An 18983-nucleotide genomic window follows, 5' to 3' on the forward strand; every position below is an offset into this window, starting at 1 on the left:
GGTAACAACCATCCTATCAATCCTTCGATCAGCCGCCTCCCTTTCTCTTCAAGCACTTACCCCCGTCTTCTCCTCCATGCAGGCTTAAGTAAGTGCCATTCGCTCTTGTACTAGTTGTGGTTCTGCGAGAACAAGGTTTCGAGCGGGTAGTGACTTTTCACGAACGGCGACTTGATGATCACGTAGCTGAAATATTTCTCGATGCCGATATCGCGCTCCAGCAGGCCCTCGACGATGCTTTGATAATGACTCACGCTACGCGTGACGAACTTCAGCAAATAGTCATAGCCGCCGCTCGCCAGATGGCACTCGACGATCTCGTCGACGTCTTTGATCGCATTCACGAACTTGATGAAGTCTTCCCGCCGATGATCGGCGAGCGTGACTTCAGTGAACACGATCTGCACGTCGCCGAGTTTTTCGAGCTGGATCTGCGCACCGTAGCCGATGATGTAGCCGGCTTTCTCCAGACGCTTGACGCGAATCAGGCAAGGACTGGGCGAAAGGCCGACCGCGTCGGCAAGCTCGACGTTCGTTATGCGGCCTTTCTTCTGCAACTGTGAAAGTATGCGCAGGTCAATCCGGTCCAGCTTGCTGTCGCTGCTCATCGTAACGTTATCGCTCCGGCGATGGGTAAAAGGGTCTCGAAGGGCCCTCTACTCTAGCACGCAGTGGCATGAATTTTGACCTTCAGCGCGGCCCGGACATCGGCTTCTCCGAGAACGTCGTCGAGGGTTTTTTCGAGGCGCTCGAACATCAGGTCGAACTCCGCTTCCGTGTACGACAGCGCTGGCGCGAAACCAAGAATATTGTCGCCGAACGCGCGGAAAATCAGGCGGTTTTCATACGCGGCGGCAGCGATCCGATCGGACAGTTTCAGCGCGGGATCGAAGCCTGCCTTGCTGTCTTTGTCCGATACGAGTTCAAGCGCACCGAGCAGGCCGCGATGGCGCGAATCGCCCACTAGCGGGTGCGCGAGCAACGCATCGAGGCCGCGTGCAAAACGGGGGGCACGAGCCACGCCGTTCGCGAGCAGGCCGCCTTCGTGATACAGGCGCAGCACTTCAAGACCGATTGCCGCGCTGACCGGATGCGCCGAATACGTATGGCCGTGACCGACAACCGCTTCGGCGTCGCCATCGGCAATGCCCTGATAGATTTCGTCGGACATCAGCACGGCGCCCATCGGCGCATAGCCGGCGGTCAAACCCTTTGCCACCGTCATCAGATCCGGTTCGACGTTTTCGCCCTGGCACGCGAATAGCGGACCCGTACGACCGAATCCGGTGATGACTTCATCGGCGACGAACAGAATCCCGAGCTTACGGCAACGCTCACGCATCGCTTTCAACCAGCCAACCGGCGGCACGATTACGCCGCCCGAGCCCTGAATCGGTTCGCAGAAAAAGGCTGCAACGTTGTCCGCGCCGAGTTCGGCCACCTTGGCGTCGAGCGCGGCAACCGAGGCGGCGATCAGCGCAGCGTCGTCAGCGAAATCGTTGCGGTACGCGTACGGAGAGGGCAGATGATGCTGGTTCGGCAGCGGCAGATCGAAATTGCGGTGAAATGCGGGCAACGCCGTGAGCCCCGCGCCCATCGTCGATGAGCCGTGATAGCCGCGTTGCAGCGCGATGATGTGCTTCTTCGACGACCGGCCGGTCGCGTTGAAGTAGTGCGTGATGAAACGGATGGCCGAATCGACCGCATCGGACCCCCCGAGCGTGAAATACACGTGTTGGAGCGAAGCGGGCGACACTTCCACCAGTTTTTGCGCCAGTTCGATCGCCGGGGCCGAGCCGAAATGGAAATAGCCGGTGGCGTAGGGCAGTTTCTTCATCTGCTCGGTGGCGACGTCGACGATGCTCTGCTGACCGTAGCCCACATTGACGCACCACAGGCCGGAGAAGGCGTCGAGCAGCTCGTTGCCGGCCGCGTCGCGCAGGAACGCGCCGCTGGCGGACTCGAGGACGGTAACGCCGCGGGCTTCGTGCGTGCGGTAGTTGATGACCGGGTGAATCAGATGCTTGCGGTCGGCTTCAATGAGCGAATGGATCGGCATGATGGTTTCTCGTCGCGGAAAAGGGCTGTTGACCGTTCCATACTACTGATCCACGACGATCACCCGCTTACCTAAACAATTGCCTGAAAAGCGCGCCCGACGCGTTTTGATGTACGGCCTTAGCATTTTCTGCTGCGGACGCTGAAAAGCCGCGCCGGTAGGCGTTCCATTCAGCGCCGCGCTCAATATCCCTGGGTCCGGTCAACCTGACCGAGCATCGGCAGACCTTCGCGATGGCGGCGCAGATTCTCGAGCACCACGTCGACGGCGCTTTCGGGCCGCGTCGAGCTGGCGATATGGGGCGTGATGCGTACGTGTGGATGTGTCCACAACGGATGACCGGCGGGCAGCGGTTCGGGATCGGTGACGTCCAGAATGGCGTTGTGCAACTGGCCGCTGTCCAGCGCCGCCAACAGATCCTGCTGATTCAGATGCGGACCGCGGCCCGTTTGAATCAGCGAGGCGCCGCGCGGCAGCTTTGCGAACAACTCTGCATTGAGCAGGCCACGAGTGGCGGGCGTCAACGGCAACAGGCAGATCAGGATGTCGGTGCGGGCGAGAAACGCATCCAGGGCGCCTTCGCCTGCGTAGCAATCGACGCCTTCGATCTCGCGCGGCGAACGGCTCCAGCCCGCGCAGGCAAAGCCGAACAAGCGCAGCCTTTCCAGCACGGCTGTGCCCAGCACGCCGAGTCCGAGCACGCCAACGCGGCGAGCGCTGTCCAGCCCGAGCGGCAGTTCGCGCCAGATCTGCTGTTGTTGCTGCAGGCCATAGTCGAACAGATTGCGATGAATCGTCAGCACGGCTTGCGTGACGTACTCGACCATCCCTTCAACAATGCCCGGTTCGATCATCCGTACTACCGGCACATGCGCCGGCACGCCCGACAGGTCGAACTGGTCGATACCCGCGCCCACGGAAAACACAACTTCCAGGTTAGGGAAGGTGCGAGTGGGATCTTCCGGCGGTTGCCAGGCGGCGAGATAGCGCACGGCGGCGGGATCGCCAAGGTCGGGCCAGATGTGAAACGGCAGGTCCGGTGCTTTCTGCGCGAAGAGTGTGGCCCATTGCGCGCCGCGCGCCGGATCGGCTTTATAAAGGAAGGCCATATTGGATCAGCAGATCGCCTGGTTGATGATGCCGTATTGCAGATAGGGCGCGTCCTTGCCGGCGTTGCCGCCCGTGCTGGCATTGCCTGCGCGTGCAGGATCAGCCGGCGCGGCCTGCCGAACCATTTTGACGACCGTGTCCACCCGCGGCAACCCCAACTGTTCCAGCCATTCGGTCAGCCCGCTCTCACCCGGCGTGTCGATGCGCACGAATACGCCTTCGTTGAGCGCCAGCCAGTGGCTGATCAGCGCCTTGGCGCGGCTCGAATCCTTCGACGCAGGCGTGACCACCGGTCCGATCGCAAAGCCCCGTCCGAAGCGGCGAAACAATGCGAAGCCAACCAGTTCGCCATCGCGATCGAGGGCGATGCCATCGGCGGCACCCAACAGTGCGGGCAAGACTTCACCACGGTCCAGCCCGCTTGCCTGCGACGCCAGTTCGACCAGCCGCGCCGTATCGCTCGAACCGAGCGGGCGCAGGCGTTCGCCTGGCGGCAATGACACGAGCGGCGGCTGGAATGCGGCGCCCTGATGCTGGTCGAGCGTGCCGACCGCGCGAAAGCCGAGCTTTTCATACAAGGGCTGGCCCGCCGTGGTGGCATGCAGGAACGTGACCCGGCTGCCGAGTTCTTCCAGCACCAGATCCATCAATTTTCTACCGATGCCGCGCCCTTGCTGCTCGGGGGACACGATCACCATCCCGAGCGAGGCGCGCTCGGCACCGTATTTCCAGCACAGGGCGGTGCCGATCACGCCGCTCGCATCTTCCGCGACGAAACCCACGCCCAGTTGCGCCACGAATCGCCAGTCGTCCGCGCGATGCGGCCATTTGAGCTCGACTGTCAGCGCGTGCGCGGCGGCGATGTCGTCGTGGGTGAAGCGTCTATAGGTAATCGAATCGGACACGCCGGACTCCCTGAATGGCTAAAGGCTTACGCCGTCACTTTGTCATCCGGTGCGCGGTGTGACTAGGACGATCTTTTTATCTGGGGCGTCCGAAAGGGCCGCGTCGCAAATCGATGCAAAACGCCCCGTTTGATCGCTCATTACAGGCGCGTTCTGCTGCGCGGGGATTTTTGTCGGCGACATATGCCACGCCCGCGGCTCTACGATTTTGTCATGGCGGCGGTGTTATTAAAAAGCCCTCGCGCGGACCCTCAGCCAGTCACAAGGAAACTTCTCTCATGGACAGCTTCAATCCGGACGACGTCGCGATTCGCAGCGGACATTTCATCGGCGGTGAGTATGTCGATGACGACGTGCGTAGCGGCGTGCGCAGCGACGTGCGTAGCGGCGAGCGCCGCATCGAGGTGGCACGCCCCTCGGACGGCGTGGTCTACGCCTCAGTGCCGCTTGCCGACGCCGGGATGGTGGATCGCGCGGTGGAGAACGCATGGCAGGCTTTCAGAACGAGCGGCTGGGCGCGGATGGCGCCGCGTGAGCGCGCGAAAATCCTGCGCCGTTTCGCCGAACTGGTCGAAGCCGACGCGCCGTTTTTAGGCCGGCTGGAAGCACTCGGTTCGACTCGCCCGATCGCTCAGGCCGTTGGCTGGGACGTGCCCTTCACCGCGGAAGGCATTCGCTTCTACGCAGAATTCGCCGACAAGCTGGGCGGCGACGTGGCGGCGACCGATCACGACCATCTCGGTATGACGATCGCAGAGCCATACGGTGTGATCGGCGCAATCGCGCCGTGGAATTTCCCGTTGGTGATGGCGTCGTGGAAGATCGCGCCCGCACTGGCGGCGGGCAACGCGGTGGTACTGAAGCCTTCGGAGATGACGCCGTTCTCGGTGTTGCGCCTCGCCGAGCTGGCTGTGCAGGCGGGCGTGCCCGCGGGCATCTTCAACGTGATCCAGGGTGACGGCCGTGTCACCGGCGACGAACTGGTGCGTCATCCGAAGATCAGCAAGGTCACCTTCACCGGCTCCACGCGTACCGGCGCCGCGATCATGGCGGCGTGTGCCCATAGCGGCACCAAACCGGTCACGCTGGAACTGGGCGGCAAGAGTCCGCAAATCGTGTTCGCCGACGCGCCGCGTCTCGACGACGTGGCACGGCGGATTGCCGGCGCCATTACCGGTAACGCCGGGCAGGTGTGTGTGGCGGGCTCGCGGCTGCTAGTCGAGCGAAGCCTGGCGGAGCCGTTAGCCGAGCGCATCGGCAAGGTTTTCGCCGAGTTGAAGCCCGGCGCGACGTGGGCCGCCGGCACCACGTTGTCACCCATCATCTCCGCGCCGCAGGCGGCGCGCATCGAAGGGATCGTTGGACGCACGCTGGAGGCGGGCGCGACGCTGCGCTATGGCGGCGTGCGGGCCGACGGCGGGGCAGGCGGTGCGTCGAGCGGCGCGTTTTATACACCGACGCTGCTCACGGACGTCACGGCTCACTCAGAGGCTGTGCGCGAGGAGGTCTTCGGTCCGGTGCTGACGTTGCAGACCTTCGATACTGAAGAGGAAGCGCTCTCGCTTGCCCAGCATCCCGAGTATGGTCTCGCTGCCGGCGTGCACACCGCTGATCTCGGCCGGGCGCTGCGCTTCGTGCGCGGCCTCGAAGCGGGGACGGTCTGGGTCAACCGCTATGGCCGGACCGCCGACTTCATGATCCCCACCGGCGGCTACAAGCGCTCCGGCATCGGCAAGGACCTCGGCCGCCAGGCGTACGAAGCAAACCTGCGTTTCAAGAGTGTGCTGATCGACCTGCGCGCCTGAGTGCGCGTCGCAACATCAATGCGGACGGGGCTTTCAGCCTGCTCACCGCAGACTGTGCTGCGCAACGGCCTTAAAACGCATGGTTTGTGTCATCAAGGGCGCCCGAATCAGGAACATCTATGTTTTTGCGCTGATTAAATCTTTTACAGGGATGAGCTTATGTCGATCCGGAGTTGGTGCTTCAGCACTTACTCCGGTCCCACGCAGAGCGCACAGGTCCCATGCAACACAGTTGCCCCTGTTTTCGCCACTGAGCTCGCCGCGAGTTCACCACAACGATAGGACTGCACCATGATCGAATTCGAACCGAAATACATCACCTTCGACTGCTACGGCACGCTCACGAAATTCCGCATGGCCGACATGACCCGCGAAATGTTCGGCCACGTGCTGCAAGGCGACGACCTGGAGAAGCTGGTTGCCTTCTACGCCGGCTATCGCCGCGATGAAGTGCTCGGCGCCTGGAAGCCGTATCGCGATGTGGTTGTCAACGCATTGCGCCGCGCCTGCAAGCGCATGAACGTCGAGTTCAATGAAGTGGAAGCAGAAAAGATTTACACAGCCGTGCCGACCTGGGGTCCGCATCCGGACGTACCGGAAGGTCTCTCGCGTCTGGCAAAGAAGTACAAACTGGTGATTCTGTCGAATGCGTCGAACAACCAGATCCAGAGCAACGTCGACAAGCTCGGCGCGCCGTTCCACACGGTTTTCACGGCCGAGCAGGCACAGTCGTACAAGCCGCGCATGCAAGGCTTCGAATACATGTTCGACCAGTTGAACTGCAATCCGGAAGACGTGCTGCACGTGTCGTCGAGCCTGCGTTACGACCTGATGACCGCACACGACCTGGGCATCAGGCACAAGGCCTTCGTCAAACGCGGCCACGAACCGTCGACGCCGTACTACCAGTACTACGAAGTCAACGACATTCCGCATCTGGCTGCGGAACTCGGTCTGTAAACGTCGTTTGCCCCATTGCCCTTCTCAAGGACAGACCGGATGAAGCTCGATTCCTATTGGCTCGACACCGCACCGCCGCTCATTTCAGCGTGTGAAGGTCCGGTCGACGGTCAGACCGACGTCGTCGTGATCGGCGGTGGCTTCACCGGGCTGTCGGCGGCGCAGGCATTGGGCAAGCGCGGCGCCTCGGTGACGGTGCTCGACGCCGGGCGCATCGGCGGCGGCGCGTCCGGGCGCAACGGCGGTCAGGTCAATACCGGCGTCGCGCAGGACTTCGTCGCGCTGGTCGCGCAACTTGGTGTGGAGCGGGCCAGTGCCTGCTACCGTGCGTTTTCGGATGCGGTCGATACGGTCGAGCGTCTGATTCGCGAGGAAAACATCGACTGCAATTACAGCGCGACCGGCAAGCTGAAGCTGGCGTCAAAACCGCATCACTTTGCACATCTGGAAAAGACGGCGGAGTTGATCCGGCGCGAAGTCGATACGGATATCGAATTAATTGAGCGTGAACGGATTCGCAGCGAAATCCAGTCGGACAGTTTTTACGGCGGACTGCTGCAACGGCACGGCGGCCAGATGCATATGGGCAAGTTCACGGTCGGACTCGCCGATGCCGCGGTTCGCCGCGGCGCGAAGCTGTATGAAAACGCGGCAGTCACCGCGATCGCGAAAGACGGCAGTGGCTTCAAGGTCACGACCGCACGCGGCGAAGTGCGTGCGAAACAGGTGCTGATCGCGACCGGCCCCTCGCGGCATGGTCCGTTTGGCTGGTACCGGCGGCGTCTCGCGCCGGTTGGTTCGTTCATCGTCGTGACGGAGCCGCTGTCGCCGGAACTGCTGGCGCAGGTGTTTCCGAACCGCCGCGCGTACACCACCACGCGCCTGATGCACAACTACTTCCGCGTGACACCCGACTCGCGTTTGCTGTTCGGTGGCCGTGCGCGCTTTACGGCGTCCGAGCGACCATCCGATGCGAAGAGCGGACGGATTCTGCAGCAAGGTCTCGCTGCGATGTTCCCGATGCTGGCCAACGCCCGCATCGACTACTGCTGGGGCGGACTCGTGGACATGACCGCCGATCGCTTACCGCATGCCGGGCAACACGACGGGATTTACTTCTCACTGGGTTACAGCGGTCACGGCACACAGATGTCGACGCACATGGGCCAGGTGATGGCCGACGTGATGGACGGCCACGAAGAACGCAATCCGTGGCGTGAGTCCGAATGGCCGGCGATTCCAGGCCATACCGGCAAACCCTGGTTTCTGCCGCTGGTGGGGACGTACTACCGCATCAAAGACATCTTTTACTGATTCCCCCTTGTTGTATTTGTAAGTCAAAAACCACGCAGCTATCCCTGTCACCCTCGCGGAGATGTTCGATGAATAAGGAAAACTCGCAATATGACGCTCTTCAACTCGGCACCGAGTTGGAGCGATTGACGTCAAAAGGCGCGTCGCGTCGCGGCGTACTGCGCGCGATGGCCGCAGCCGGCATGATGTCGGTGACGGGCGCCGGTCTGTTGACCGCGAGCGGTGCGGCGCTTGCGCAGGCGAAGCCGAAGCAGGGCGGCAAGATCCGGGTGGCGACGCAATCCGCATCCGCGGCCGACACGCTCGACCCCGCGAAGGGCGCGCTCGGGACGGACTATGTCCGCGGCTTCATGTTCTACAACTGCCTGACCGAACTCGATTCGCATCTCGGCGCGAAGATGGCGCTCGCCACCTCGCTGGATACGGAGGATGCGACGGTGTGGGTTGCCAAGTTGCGCAGCGGCGTGCAGTTCCACGACGGAAAGGCGCTCGCGCCGGCGGACGTCGTGTATTCGATCATGCGGCACAAGGATCCGGCGACGGCATCGAAAGCGAAGACGCTGGCCGATCAGATCAAGGAAGTGAAGGCGACGGGCCCGAACGAAGTGACGATCACGCTGGAAGGTCCGAACGCCGATCTGCCGGTGATTCTCGCCACCTCACATTTCCAGATCATCAAGGACGGCACCAGGGATTTCAAAACAGCGGTCGGCACCGGTCCGTTCAAGGTCAAGGAGTTCTCGCCGGGCGTGCGTACGGTCGGCGTGAAGAACGAGAAGTACTGGAAGCCGGGCCTGCCGCACCTGGACGAAGTCGAACTGATTGGTATCGGCGACGAATCCGCGCGGGTGAACGCACTGCTCTCGGGCGACGTGCAACTGATCAACTCGGTGAGCCCGCGTTCGACCGCCCAGATCAAGGGCGCCGGCGGTTTCGCCGTGCTGGAGACGAAGACGGGCGAGTACACCGACCTGATTGTTCGCGACGAAGGCGGCATTACCGGCAACGACGATTTTCGTCGAGGCATGATGTACCTGCAGGATCGCGAGCAGATGCGCCGGGCGATCTTCCAGGGTTACGGCGCGATCGGCAACGACCAGCCTATCGATCCGACCAATAAGTACTACCTGGCCGGTTTGCCGCAGCGTACCTTCGATCCGGACAAGGCGAAGTTCCATTTCCAGAAGGCCAAGGTCGGCAGCGCGCCGATCCAGATTTTCGCCTCGCCGGCGGCGGAAGGGTCGGTTGAAATGGCGATGTTCCTTCAGCAGGTCGCGCCGCAAGCCGGTCTGAATCTGCAGGTGTCGCGCGTGCCGGCCGACGGCTACTGGTCGAACCACTGGATGAAGCATCCGTTGGGATTCGGCAGCGTCAACGCGCGTCCGAGCGCCGACGTGATCTTCACCCAGTTCTTCAAGTCCGACGCACCGTGGAACGAAGCGAACTGGAAGAGCCCGAAGTTCGACCAGATGCTGCTTGCGGCACGCGGCGAGCCGGACGATGCGAAGCGTAAGAAGATCTATGGCGACATGCAGGTGCTGGTGCATGAAACCGGCGGCATCGGCATTCCGCTATTCCAGAGCTCGCTGGATGCTTACACGGCGAAGCTCAAGGGCCTCGGCTCGATTCCGCTGGCCGGCCTGATGGGCTTCATGTTCGCGGAAAACGTCTGGCTGGATGCCTAGGCCGGCTGCGCCTGAGCCGGTCGCGTGAACGGTAGTAGCTGAAAAGTACTAACGAAGGATTTCCAGTCTGACGAACTGGAAAGTCGGATCCGCAATACGCACGCCGCTTACTCGCGGCGTGCGGCTTCAACCTAGGAGGCGACTTTCGATGAAAGCACATGCGCAACGACTCATCGCCGCGCGCCTTGGCCTCGCGCTGCTTACGCTGCTGCTGGTCTCGGCGGTCGTGTTCGCCATCACCGGGCTGCTCCCTGGCGACGCCGCCCAACAGGCGCTCGGCCAGGCGGCCACCCCGGAAGCCGTCACGGCATTGCGGCATCAGTTCGGACTCGACCAGCCGGCGCTGCAACGCTACTTCGAATGGCTCTTTCATATTGTCAGCGGCAACTTCGGCACCTCGCTGTCGAACAATCTGCCGGTCAGCGAGTTGATCGCCACGCGCCTGCCGAATTCGCTGGTACTGGCCGGTCTGACGGCACTCGTCTCAGTGCCCGTGGCCTTGCTGATCGGCATTTCGTCGGCGATGTTCCGCGGTTCGCTACTCGACCGCACACTCAACGTGCTCACGCTGTCGACGGTCGCGGTCCCCGAGTTTCTGATCGCGACCATCGCCGTGCTGATTTTCGCCGTCAAGCTGCGCTGGTTGCCCGCGCTGTCGTATCTCTCGGAGGTCCATTCGTTCGGCGCGCTGCTGCGCATTTACGCGATGCCGGTGATGACGCTGTGCTGCGTGATCGTCGCACAGATGGCGCGGATGACGCGGGCCGCAGTGCTCGATCAGCTCAATTCGTCGTACGTTGAAATGGCCGTGCTCAAGGGCGCCTCGCCCGCGCGCGTGGTGCTGCGGCATGTGCTGCCCAACACCATCGGGCCGATTGCCAACGCGGTGGCGTTGAGCCTGTCGTATCTGTTCGGTGGCGTGGTGATCGTGGAGTCGATCTTCAACTATCCCGGCCTCGCAAGCCTGATGGTCGACGCCGTCACCAACCGCGACATGCCGCTCGTGCAGGGCTGCGTGATGGTGTTCTGCGCGGCGTATCTCGCACTCGTGCTGATCGCCGACCTGTGTCAAATCGTATCCAACCCGAGGCTGCGTCGATGATGAGCCAACCTACCAATCCCCACGTTCCTCATGTTCCCCACGCCGGCACGGAGCTATACGACATGAGCCGCGATGAACCCGCCGTCGAGCCGCCGGTCGTCGAAGCGGCCGCGCTCAAGCAGGGCGTGTTGAAACGGCTGGTGCACCGCTTCTCCGTGCTCGGCCTGATTGGCCTCGTGCTGGTGGCGTTCTGGTTGATCGTCGCGTTCATCGGGCCGCTGGTCGCACCGTACAAAGGCGGCGCGCTGACATCGACGGAGATTTTCGGCCGCTATAGCGCGGCGTATCCGCTCGGCACCGACTATCTCGGCCGCGATATGTTGAGCCGGATTCTCTACGGTACGCGCTATACGGTGGGCCTCGCGCTTGCTGCCGCGGTGCTCGCCAGTTTGATCGGCACGTTCTTCGGTTTGCTCGCCGCGGTGTCCGGGCGCTGGGTCGATGAAATCCTGAGCCGTCTGTTCGACGCGCTGATTTCGATTCCGAGCAAGGTGCTCGCGCTTGTTGTGATCGCGGCGTTCGGTTCGTCGATCACGATGCTAACCACCGTTGCCGCTTTGGCCTACATCCCGGGTGCCTTCCGTATTTCGCGCTCGCTCGCGGTGAACCTGATGGGTCTGGAATACGTGCAGGTAGCCAGAGCGCGCGGCGAAGGCATTTTCTATATTGCACGGGTCGAAGTGCTGCCAAACATGATTCATCCGATGCTCGCCGATTTCGGCCTGCGTTTCGTGTTCATCGTGCTGCTGCTGAGCGGGCTGAGTTTTCTCGGCCTCGGCGTGCAGCCGCCGAATGCGGATTGGGGGTCGCTCGTACGCGAGAACATCGGCGGTTTGTCGGAAGGCGCGCCCGCTGTTTTGATGCCCGCTGTCGCGATCGCGACGCTGACCATCGGCATGAATCTGCTGATCGACAACCTGCGGCGTCGTGGCCGTAGCCATGGAGGTGCGTGATGGCTGATCGGGACATGATTGAAGTGAAGGGCCTGCGGGTTGTGGCCGGTGCGGCGCCGGGGCCGGTGACGGAGATCGTCAAGGGTGTCGATTTTTCGGTGAAGAAGGGCGAGGTGCTGGCGCTGATCGGCGAGTCGGGCTCGGGAAAGACGACGATCGCGCTGTCGCTGCTTGGCTATGCGCGTGCAGGCTGTTCGATCAGCGGCGGCTCGGTGCGTGTCGGCGATGTGGAGGTGCTGTCGCTCGATGCCAAAGGCCGCCGCGCGTTGCGGGCGCGCACCGTGGCGTATGTCGCGCAGAGTGCGGCGGCGGGTTTCAACCCGGCGCGCACGATCATAGATCAGGTGACCGAGCCGGCGCTACTGCATCACTTGATGACGAAAGACGCGGCGCGCATGAAAGCGGTCGACCTGTTCCGCGCGCTTGCGCTGCCCGCGCCGGAGACGATCGGCGATCGCTATCCGCATCAGGTGTCCGGCGGTCAGTTGCAGCGCCTGATGGCCGCGATGGCGTTGATTACCGATCCGGCTGTCGTCGTGTTCGACGAGCCGACCACCGCGCTCGACGTTACCACCCAGATCGAAGTGCTCGCGGCCTTCAAGAAAGTGATTCGCGAGCTCGGCACCACCGCCGTGTACGTGTCGCACGATCTGGCTGTGGTCGCGCAGATGGCGGACCGCATCGTGGTGCTGAACGGCGGCGCGGTCAAGGAAAACGGCGTGGTCGCGCAAGTGCTCGATGCACCTGTGGATGCTTACACGCGCCAACTGCTTGCTGCTACACGGCGCCCGGAAGTGGCGCTGGAAACGCCCTTGGCGACGGCTAAACACATCCCGCCGCTGCTCGAAATTCGCGGCCTCTCGGCGGGCTATGGCCGGATCGATCGCTTCGGTGCGCCCGCCGTGCGTGTGCTCGACGACGTCAGCCTGTCGATTCCCCGCGGCAGCACGCTTGGCGTGATTGGCGAATCCGGCTCCGGCAAGACGACGCTCGCGCGCGTTGTAGCGGGTCTGGTTGACCGCGCACGTGGCGAGGTGTTCTTCGACGGCAAGCCGTTGCCCGCGCAACTGTCGCGCCGCACGCCGGAGCAGTACCGGCAGATCCAGATCGTGTTCCAGAACGCCGACACCGCGCTGAACCCAAGCCATTCGATCGCCGATATCCTCGGCCGTCCGCTTGCGTTCTATCATCATCTAAGTGGCTCGGCCGCGAGGAAGCGGATGCTGGAATTGCTCGATCTGGTGCAACTGCCGGCATCGATCGCCACGCGCACGCCTGCTGGACTCTCGGGCGGCCAGAAGCAGCGTGTGAATCTGGCGCGCGCGCTTGCCGCGGATCCCGCCTTGATTCTCTGTGACGAAGTGACTTCCGCGCTCGATACGGTGGTCGGCGCGGCGATCCTCGACCTGCTGGCCGAATTGCGTCGCGAGTTGGGCGTGTCGTACATGTTCATCAGCCACGACATCTCGACCGTGCGCGCCATTTGCGACGAAGTAATCGTGCTGTACGCGGGGCATCGCGTGGAAGCCGGGCAGCGCGACGTGCGCGCGGCGCCGCCGTATCACCCGTACACCGAATTGCTGGTCGACTCGGTGCCCGCTTTGAAACCCGGCTGGCTCGATGCGCGCCGCGAGATCGGTTGTGCCGCGTTACCGGCGATGGGCGAGAGCGCCGATATTCCCGAGTTATGCGCGTTCCGTGCGCGTTGCCCGGTGCGCATCGACGGTATGTGCAATATGACGCCGCCGTCCCTGAAGAAACTGCCTTCGGGTGCGGAGATTCTTTGCCACCACCCGGCGGCCGAATTGAATCGCTTGCAGACCGCGGAGGCGACCCCGGCATGAACGGACGATTTGTGCGCCTCGCGGAGACGGGCCGCAGGACCTTTCCGATCACGGTGGACGGTGTCGTGCGCGAAGCCGCGCAAGGCGACACCTTGATGGTCGCCTTGCTGACGGGGGTGAACACGTTGCGCGATTCCGAATTCGGCGACGGCCGCCGCGCGGGTTTCTGTTTGATGGGCGCTTGTCAGGACTGCTGGGTCTGGACGGCGCAAGGCGAACGTGTGCGGGCATGCAGTACGCCTGCGGCGCCTGGCATGTCGATCGTCACGAAGCTGGCGGCTGCGGGGGAGGGTGTATGGCCCCGCGCGTAGTTGTCATCGGTACTGGGCCAGCGGGCGTGCGTGCCGTCCAGGCGCTGGTCGAAGCCGGGCTGCGGCCGACGGTCGTCGACGAAGGGCGGCGCGACGGCGGGCAGATTTATCGGCGGCAACCGGAAGGTTTTTCACGCAGCTATGAGACGCTGTACGGCACCGAGGCGGAGCGTGCTGCTTCGCTGCATCAGCGCTTCGATGCGCTCAAGGGCAAGATCGATTATCTGCCGGAGACGCTGGTCTGGAATATCTCGCCGAACACCCTGCATCTGGCGAGCGGTACGCGCTACCAGACGCTGACGTTCGATTCGCTGATTGTTTGCAGCGGCGCGACGGACCGGCTGATGCCCGTCAAGGGCTGGCACCAGGCCGGCGCGTATAGCCTCGGCGGCGCGCAGGTCGCGTTGAAATCGCAGGGCTGTGCGATCGGCTCGCGCATCGTGATGATGGGCAGCGGTCCGCTGCTGTATCTCGTGGCGGCGCAATACGTGAAAGCGGGCGCGCAACTGGCCGCGGTGCTCGATACGTCGACCTTCATGCAGCGCGTGGCTGCGCTGCCCCGTTTGCTGGCGATCCCGGCCGCGCTCAAAAAGGGTATTGCATTGACGCGCGTGCTTGCGAAGGCACACGTGCCGGTTCATCGCGGTGTGCAGCCGTTGGAGATCAAAGGCTCGCCGCAAGACGGCGTAAGCGGTGTTGTGGTTGCATTGTCTGACGGCAAGCATCTGGAACTGGCATGTGATACCGTCGCGCTCGGTTATCACCTGCGTCCGGAGACGCAGCTTGCGGACCTCGCCGGCTGTCGTTTCCTGTTCGACGAGAACACACGCCAATGGCTTCCGCACATCGACGACGACGGCCGTAGCAGCGTCAAGGGCGTCTACCTGGCGGGAGACGGCGCGAGAGTGCGTGGTGCGGATGCAGCCGAATGTTCGGGCCGTCTCGCGGCTTTGGCTGCGCTGCGCGATCACGGCGTGCAGGTCGAAGGCATCGAGCGCTTGCGCGCCGAGCTCGTACGCTTCACGCGTTTCGCGGCGGGCTTGCGCGAAGCCTTTCCGTGGCCGGCGAAATTTGCCGCGACCTTGCCGGATGAAACGATCGTCTGCCGCTGTGAAGCGATTACAGCGGGCGAACTGCGCCGTGTCGTCCAGGCGACCGGCGCGCAGGAAGCCAATCGCGCGAAGGCGTTTTCACGCGTCGGCATGGGCCGTTGCCAGGGGCGCTATTGTGGCCACGCCGGTGCGGAGATCATTGCGGCGGCGTCCTCGGTGCCCGTGTCATCGGTGGGAAGGCTGCGCGGCCAGGCGCCCGTCAAGCCGCTGCCCGTGGCGCTTGCCGAAGAGGTGAGCGAATGAGCGCGACGACTACGAATGAAGCCGATGTCATCGTGATCGGCGGCGGCATCATGGGGACCACGACAGCGCTCTTCCTGCGGCAGCGCAAGCGTTCGGTGATTCTGCTTGAACGGGGACTCACGGGGCAGCAGGCGAGCGGGGTGAACTTCGGCGGCATTCGGCGGCAGGGGCGCGCATTGCCGCAACTGGCGATGGCGAATCGCGCGCTACGCACATGGCAACGCTCAGCCGATATGCTCGGCGAGGACATCGAATTTCTGGCGTCGGGTCACACGCGCGTGTGCTATCACCAGAAGGACGTCGAGAATTTCGACCAGTACGCGATCGACGCCCGCGCTTACGGTCTCGACCTCAACGTGCTGCATGGCGAAGCCATGTTCCAACGCTTTCCGTTTCTTGGACGTGAGGTACTGGCGGCGTCCATTTCGCCACTCGACGGTCACGCTAATCCACGTCTCGCTGCACCCGCTTTCGGTCGAGCGGCCGCGCGGCTCGGTGCCCAGGTGATCGAGAACACCGAGATCGTGCGCGTCGAAAAAGACGGTGGGCGGTTTCGCGTGGAGAGCGCACGCGGCGACGTGTATTGGGCCGCGCAACTCGTGATCTGCGCGGGCGCCTGGGCGAGCCGTCTGAGCGAACAGTTCGGCGAAGCCGTTCCCTTGACCGCGAGTGGACCGCAGATGGCAGTGACCGAGCCGGTGCCGTATGTGTTCAAGTCGTCGATGGGGGTGTTCACATCGATCAAGGAAGAGAGTATCTATTTCCGTCAGATTCCGCGCGGCAATATCATTCTTGGCGGCGGTCCCGGTGGACCGGCGGATGCCGTGACGTCCCGCGCTTCAGTCGTGCCGGGTAATACCGTGCGTCAACTCGCGCAGTTGCGGCGGCTCGTGCCCGCGATGGCGCCGCTCCATGTGATTCGCGTGTGGAGCGGTGTGGAAAGCTACCTGCCCGACGGCGAACCGGTGATCGGGCCGAGCAGCAAGGTCGACGGTCTTTACTACGCGTTCGGTTTCTGCGGCTCGGGTTTCCAGATTGGCCCGGGCGTTGGAGAGACGCTGGCCGAACTCGTCGACACGGGCAGCACGGAGATTCCGCTGGACGTGTTTTCCGTCACGCGATTCGCGAAGCAACCCATGCCCCGCTCGACTCTCGCGACATCATGAAACAGACTCTTAGCCTCAACACCGCTCGGGCGTTTATCGAAGCCCATTTCGACGAGCCGGTGACGCTCGCGCAACTCGCCGCACTGTCCGCGCTCAGCGTGTCGCGCTTCGCGACGGTGTTTCGTCAGCAGTACGGTTCATCGCCGTATCGTTATCTATGCGGGCTGCGGATTCAGCGGGCGCAAACCTTGTTGCTGGAAGGTGTGCCGGGATCAGTCGTCGCCACGGAAGTAGGATTTTTCGATCAAAGCCACTTCGGCCGGCATTTCAAACGATGCTGCGGGATGACGCCAAGCATGTTCATCGAGCGCGCCGGAGCGAAGGCGGCGAAGAATGCTGTGAAGCGTGGCGGCGTGGTTCAGGCTACTGCGCCGCGTTCAGCTTCCGCCATAACGTCGTCTTGCTGATGCCGAGTGCCTGGCATACCGCATCGCGATCGCCGTCGCATGCGGCGAGCGCGGTGCGGATTTCGTCTGCTTCCACGTGACGGCTGCGTTCGCGTAACGTTAGCGCCGCTTTCTTCGTGCGTGCGTGAGGCTGCTCGAAAATTTCAGGGGCTACGGTGCGTAGTACGTCGGGCGTAAAGAGGGTTTCTGCTGTGCCGTTCGAGTCCGTGTCCATGTCCGCGTCCGCCAGTTCAACCGCAATCCGTTCGATCACGTTCTGCAATTCACGTACGTTGCCAGGCCAAGCGTAACGCTTTAACGGCTCACTGAGCGTAGCGAGGACGCGCCTCGCCGCATTCGCATCGGGCAGGCGAGCCGCCAGTCTCGGCTCACGCGATGCGGCCTGCAGCAGCAACTCGACAGCGAGCGGCAACAGATCGGTGGGCCGTTCGCGCAGCGGCGGCAGGGCGATGCTCAGAATGTTGAGCCGGTAGTACAGGTCCGCGCGGAAGCTGCCCGCCTCGATGCCCTCTGTCAATGCACGATGCGTTGCCGCGACGACCCGGATGTCCACGCGCGTCGGCTCCGTTGAGCCGAGCCGCACAACTTCACGCTCCTGCAGTACACGCAATAACCGGCTTTGCAACGACAAGGGCATCTCGGCGATTTCGTCGAGAAACAGCGTGCCGCGGTGTGCCACTTCGATCAGCCCCGCTTTGCCGCCTTTGCGTGCGCCAGTGAACGCGCCTTCCTCATAACCGAACAATTCACTTTCCAGCAACGCCTCAGGAAACGCGCCGCAATTGATGGCGACGAAGGCGAAGTCGCGCCGCGCGCTTAACTGATGCATGCTCTGCGCGACCATCTCCTTGCCGGTGCCGCTTTCGCCGAGAATCAGCACGGTGGCGTCCGATTTGGCATAGCGCTGCACGAGCGTGCGGACCCGTTCGATCGAATCGGCTGCACCGACGATATCGTCGAGCCGGTAACGCGCGCTGAATTGCTGCACGCGCTGCCGCGAGCGCAATGTGCGGTCGAGCCGTTCGACTGCCCGCGATTCCTGAAACGTCAGGACGGTGCCCGCCGCCGAGGTGCTGCTCGCGAGCGGCCCGCGATGCACGACGTAACTCACGCCACGCACCGTGCAGAACGTGTCGCCGTCCGAGTCTGGCAAGCTGCCGGCGAGATCGGGCGCGAGATCGAGCAGCGCGCGGCCCACTGCGTTTGTCGCGTCGATGCCAAGCACCGTGGCGAGGCGCTGGTTCATCGCTTCGACGCGCCCTTGCGCATCGAGCGCCACCACGCCGTCGCGCAGATGTTGCAGCAGATTGTCGAGCCGTTGACGGCGAACCGTTTCGCGGCGGGTAGCCTGTGCGACTTCGAGTGCGGTATCGAACGCGGCGCGTACCGATGCGCGTGAATAGAGAAACACGGCACCCATGCCGGCACTCGCCGCAAGATCGGTGACGAGCCCGGGGCCGACCACGACGTCGATACCCCGATCGCGCAGATCGAGCACGACGCTCTCCGCGTCCTGGGCTGACTGATACGAAGCGAGCGTTACGTCGATGCCGTACGCGGCGGTGAAGCGGCGCACTTCGTCGGGCGTGTCGCCGTGCGTGACGAGCGCGACCTTCGCGCCGTCGCGCCGTGCTCGCGCGAGCGCGTGCATGACGTCGAAACCGGTTGGGTTGATCAGCACGACCGGAACGCTGACGCGTGTTTTCAGATACGCGCCGTTGGAGCCGCCGGCAATGACGACATCCGGACGCCCCGCGCCGACCACGTCGAGCTCGTGCACGGCGTCCTCGAAGCCATGCGCGACGATGCGCAGATCGGCGCGTTCGACGTACTCGCCGGCAATGTCGAAGAATAGATCGCGCAGGCGGCTGATGCTGGCAGCCCAGATACGGGGGCGCTGCGCGGGATCGAAGGGGGGCGTGCTCACGGCGGGCGGCTCGTTGTCAGAGGAAAAGGCAGGCAAGGATCAGAAGCCCGCCCATTATGCACCCGTCGTTTTCGAATTTG

The 18983-nt window shown here is 63.2% G+C and carries 16 protein-coding genes; 11 read left to right on the forward strand and 5 right to left on the reverse strand.

The window, feature by feature from the left end; genetic code table 11:
- Positions 1-110: 110 nt before the first annotated feature.
- The 4 genes from ACUN0E_RS09505 to ACUN0E_RS09520 form a co-directional block, all read right to left on the reverse strand.
- Positions 111-608 (reverse strand): Lrp/AsnC family transcriptional regulator, encoded by a 498-nt coding sequence (locus ACUN0E_RS09505; RefSeq protein ID WP_120295970.1) that lies wholly within the window; start codon positions 606-608, stop codon positions 111-113.
- A 53-nt stretch (positions 609-661) separates the two neighbouring features.
- Entirely contained in the window at positions 662-2059 is a 1398-nt protein-coding gene (locus ACUN0E_RS09510) for an aspartate aminotransferase family protein (RefSeq protein WP_445566410.1), read from the reverse strand.
- 182 nt (positions 2060-2241) lie between these two features.
- Positions 2242-3168: a 2-hydroxyacid dehydrogenase gene (locus tag ACUN0E_RS09515; protein WP_445566411.1), complete on the reverse strand. Its 927-nt coding sequence runs from the start codon at positions 3166-3168 to the stop codon at positions 2242-2244.
- A 6-nt stretch (positions 3169-3174) separates the two neighbouring features.
- Positions 3175-4074, reverse strand: a complete 900-nt coding sequence (locus ACUN0E_RS09520) for a GNAT family N-acetyltransferase (protein ID WP_445566412.1) — start codon at positions 4072-4074, stop codon at positions 3175-3177.
- A 278-nt stretch (positions 4075-4352) separates the two neighbouring features.
- On the opposite strand from ACUN0E_RS09520, the gene ACUN0E_RS09525 reads away from it, so the two are divergent.
- The 11 genes from ACUN0E_RS09525 (at position 4353) to ACUN0E_RS09575 (ending at position 16976) form a co-directional block, all read left to right on the forward strand.
- The gene (locus tag ACUN0E_RS09525; protein WP_445566413.1) at positions 4353-5879 is read left to right on the forward strand and encodes an aldehyde dehydrogenase family protein; all 1527 of its coding nucleotides are present in this window, start codon (positions 4353-4355) and stop codon (positions 5877-5879) included.
- Between the two features lie 291 nt (positions 5880-6170).
- Complete coding sequence (locus ACUN0E_RS09530; protein WP_445566414.1) at positions 6171-6839, forward strand: haloacid dehalogenase type II; 669 nt, start codon at positions 6171-6173, stop codon at positions 6837-6839.
- Between the two features lie 39 nt (positions 6840-6878).
- Positions 6879-8153 (forward strand): NAD(P)/FAD-dependent oxidoreductase, encoded by a 1275-nt coding sequence (locus ACUN0E_RS09535; protein WP_445566415.1) that lies wholly within the window; start codon positions 6879-6881, stop codon positions 8151-8153.
- 68 nt (positions 8154-8221) lie between these two features.
- A complete protein-coding gene (locus ACUN0E_RS09540; protein WP_445566416.1) occupies positions 8222-9838 on the forward strand; it encodes an ABC transporter substrate-binding protein in 1617 nt (538 codons plus the stop codon).
- Between the two features lie 148 nt (positions 9839-9986).
- Positions 9987-10940: an ABC transporter permease gene (locus tag ACUN0E_RS09545; RefSeq protein ID WP_408229043.1), complete on the forward strand. Its 954-nt coding sequence runs from the start codon at positions 9987-9989 to the stop codon at positions 10938-10940.
- On the forward strand, positions 10937-11893 hold the full coding sequence (locus ACUN0E_RS09550) for an ABC transporter permease (RefSeq protein WP_408509105.1): 957 nt from the start codon (positions 10937-10939) through the stop codon (positions 11891-11893). Before ACUN0E_RS09545 ends, ACUN0E_RS09550 begins: the two co-directional genes overlap by 4 nt.
- Positions 11893-13737, forward strand: a complete 1845-nt coding sequence (locus tag ACUN0E_RS09555) for an ABC transporter ATP-binding protein (RefSeq protein WP_445566417.1) — start codon at positions 11893-11895, stop codon at positions 13735-13737. The genes ACUN0E_RS09550 and ACUN0E_RS09555 overlap by 1 nt, the downstream gene beginning before the upstream one ends.
- Positions 13734-14048 carry a (2Fe-2S)-binding protein gene (locus tag ACUN0E_RS09560; RefSeq protein ID WP_445566418.1) on the forward strand — a complete coding sequence of 105 codons (315 nt, stop codon included), beginning with the start codon at positions 13734-13736 and terminating at the stop codon, positions 14046-14048. The genes ACUN0E_RS09555 and ACUN0E_RS09560 overlap by 4 nt, the downstream gene beginning before the upstream one ends.
- A complete protein-coding gene (locus ACUN0E_RS09565; protein WP_445566419.1) occupies positions 14033-15403 on the forward strand; it encodes an FAD-dependent oxidoreductase in 1371 nt (456 codons plus the stop codon). Before ACUN0E_RS09560 ends, ACUN0E_RS09565 begins: the two co-directional genes overlap by 16 nt.
- The gene (locus tag ACUN0E_RS09570) at positions 15400-16569 is read left to right on the forward strand and encodes an NAD(P)/FAD-dependent oxidoreductase (RefSeq protein ID WP_445566420.1); all 1170 of its coding nucleotides are present in this window, start codon (positions 15400-15402) and stop codon (positions 16567-16569) included. The genes ACUN0E_RS09565 and ACUN0E_RS09570 overlap by 4 nt, the downstream gene beginning before the upstream one ends.
- Positions 16566-16976: a helix-turn-helix domain-containing protein gene (locus tag ACUN0E_RS09575; protein WP_408229025.1), complete on the forward strand. Its 411-nt coding sequence runs from the start codon at positions 16566-16568 to the stop codon at positions 16974-16976. Before ACUN0E_RS09570 ends, ACUN0E_RS09575 begins: the two co-directional genes overlap by 4 nt.
- Here the strand turns inward: ACUN0E_RS09575 and prpR are convergent.
- On the reverse strand, positions 16933-18903 hold the full coding sequence (gene prpR, locus ACUN0E_RS09580) for a propionate catabolism operon regulatory protein PrpR (RefSeq protein WP_445566421.1): 1971 nt from the start codon (positions 18901-18903) through the stop codon (positions 16933-16935). The genes ACUN0E_RS09575 and prpR overlap by 44 nt on opposite strands.
- Positions 18904-18983 lie beyond the last annotated feature (80 nt).

It is taken from the genome of Paraburkholderia sp. D1E (assembly GCF_052682275.1).

Bases quoted from the DNA above. Each gene is read 5' to 3' on its own strand.
- ACUN0E_RS09505 (WP_120295970.1), bottom strand. From the start codon at position 608: ATGAGCAGCGACAGCAAGCTGGACCGGATTGACCTGCGCATACTTTCA.
- ACUN0E_RS09510 (WP_445566410.1), bottom strand. From the start codon at position 2,059: ATGCCGATCCATTCGCTCATTGAAGCCGACCGCAAGCATCTGATTCAC.
- ACUN0E_RS09515 (WP_445566411.1), bottom strand. From the start codon at position 3,168: ATGGCCTTCCTTTATAAAGCCGATCCGGCGCGCGGCGCGCAATGGGCC.
- ACUN0E_RS09525 (WP_445566413.1), top strand. From the start codon at position 4,353: ATGGACAGCTTCAATCCGGACGACGTCGCGATTCGCAGCGGACATTTC.
- ACUN0E_RS09530 (WP_445566414.1), top strand. From the start codon at position 6,171: ATGATCGAATTCGAACCGAAATACATCACCTTCGACTGCTACGGCACG.
- ACUN0E_RS09535 (WP_445566415.1), top strand. From the start codon at position 6,879: ATGAAGCTCGATTCCTATTGGCTCGACACCGCACCGCCGCTCATTTCA.
- ACUN0E_RS09540 (WP_445566416.1), top strand. From the start codon at position 8,222: ATGAATAAGGAAAACTCGCAATATGACGCTCTTCAACTCGGCACCGAG.
- ACUN0E_RS09545 (WP_408229043.1), top strand. From the start codon at position 9,987: ATGAAAGCACATGCGCAACGACTCATCGCCGCGCGCCTTGGCCTCGCG.
- ACUN0E_RS09550 (WP_408509105.1), top strand. From the start codon at position 10,937: ATGATGAGCCAACCTACCAATCCCCACGTTCCTCATGTTCCCCACGCC.
- ACUN0E_RS09555 (WP_445566417.1), top strand. From the start codon at position 11,893: ATGGCTGATCGGGACATGATTGAAGTGAAGGGCCTGCGGGTTGTGGCC.
- ACUN0E_RS09560 (WP_445566418.1), top strand. From the start codon at position 13,734: ATGAACGGACGATTTGTGCGCCTCGCGGAGACGGGCCGCAGGACCTTT.
- ACUN0E_RS09565 (WP_445566419.1), top strand. From the start codon at position 14,033: ATGGCCCCGCGCGTAGTTGTCATCGGTACTGGGCCAGCGGGCGTGCGT.
- ACUN0E_RS09570 (WP_445566420.1), top strand. From the start codon at position 15,400: ATGAGCGCGACGACTACGAATGAAGCCGATGTCATCGTGATCGGCGGC.
- ACUN0E_RS09575 (WP_408229025.1), top strand. From the start codon at position 16,566: ATGAAACAGACTCTTAGCCTCAACACCGCTCGGGCGTTTATCGAAGCC.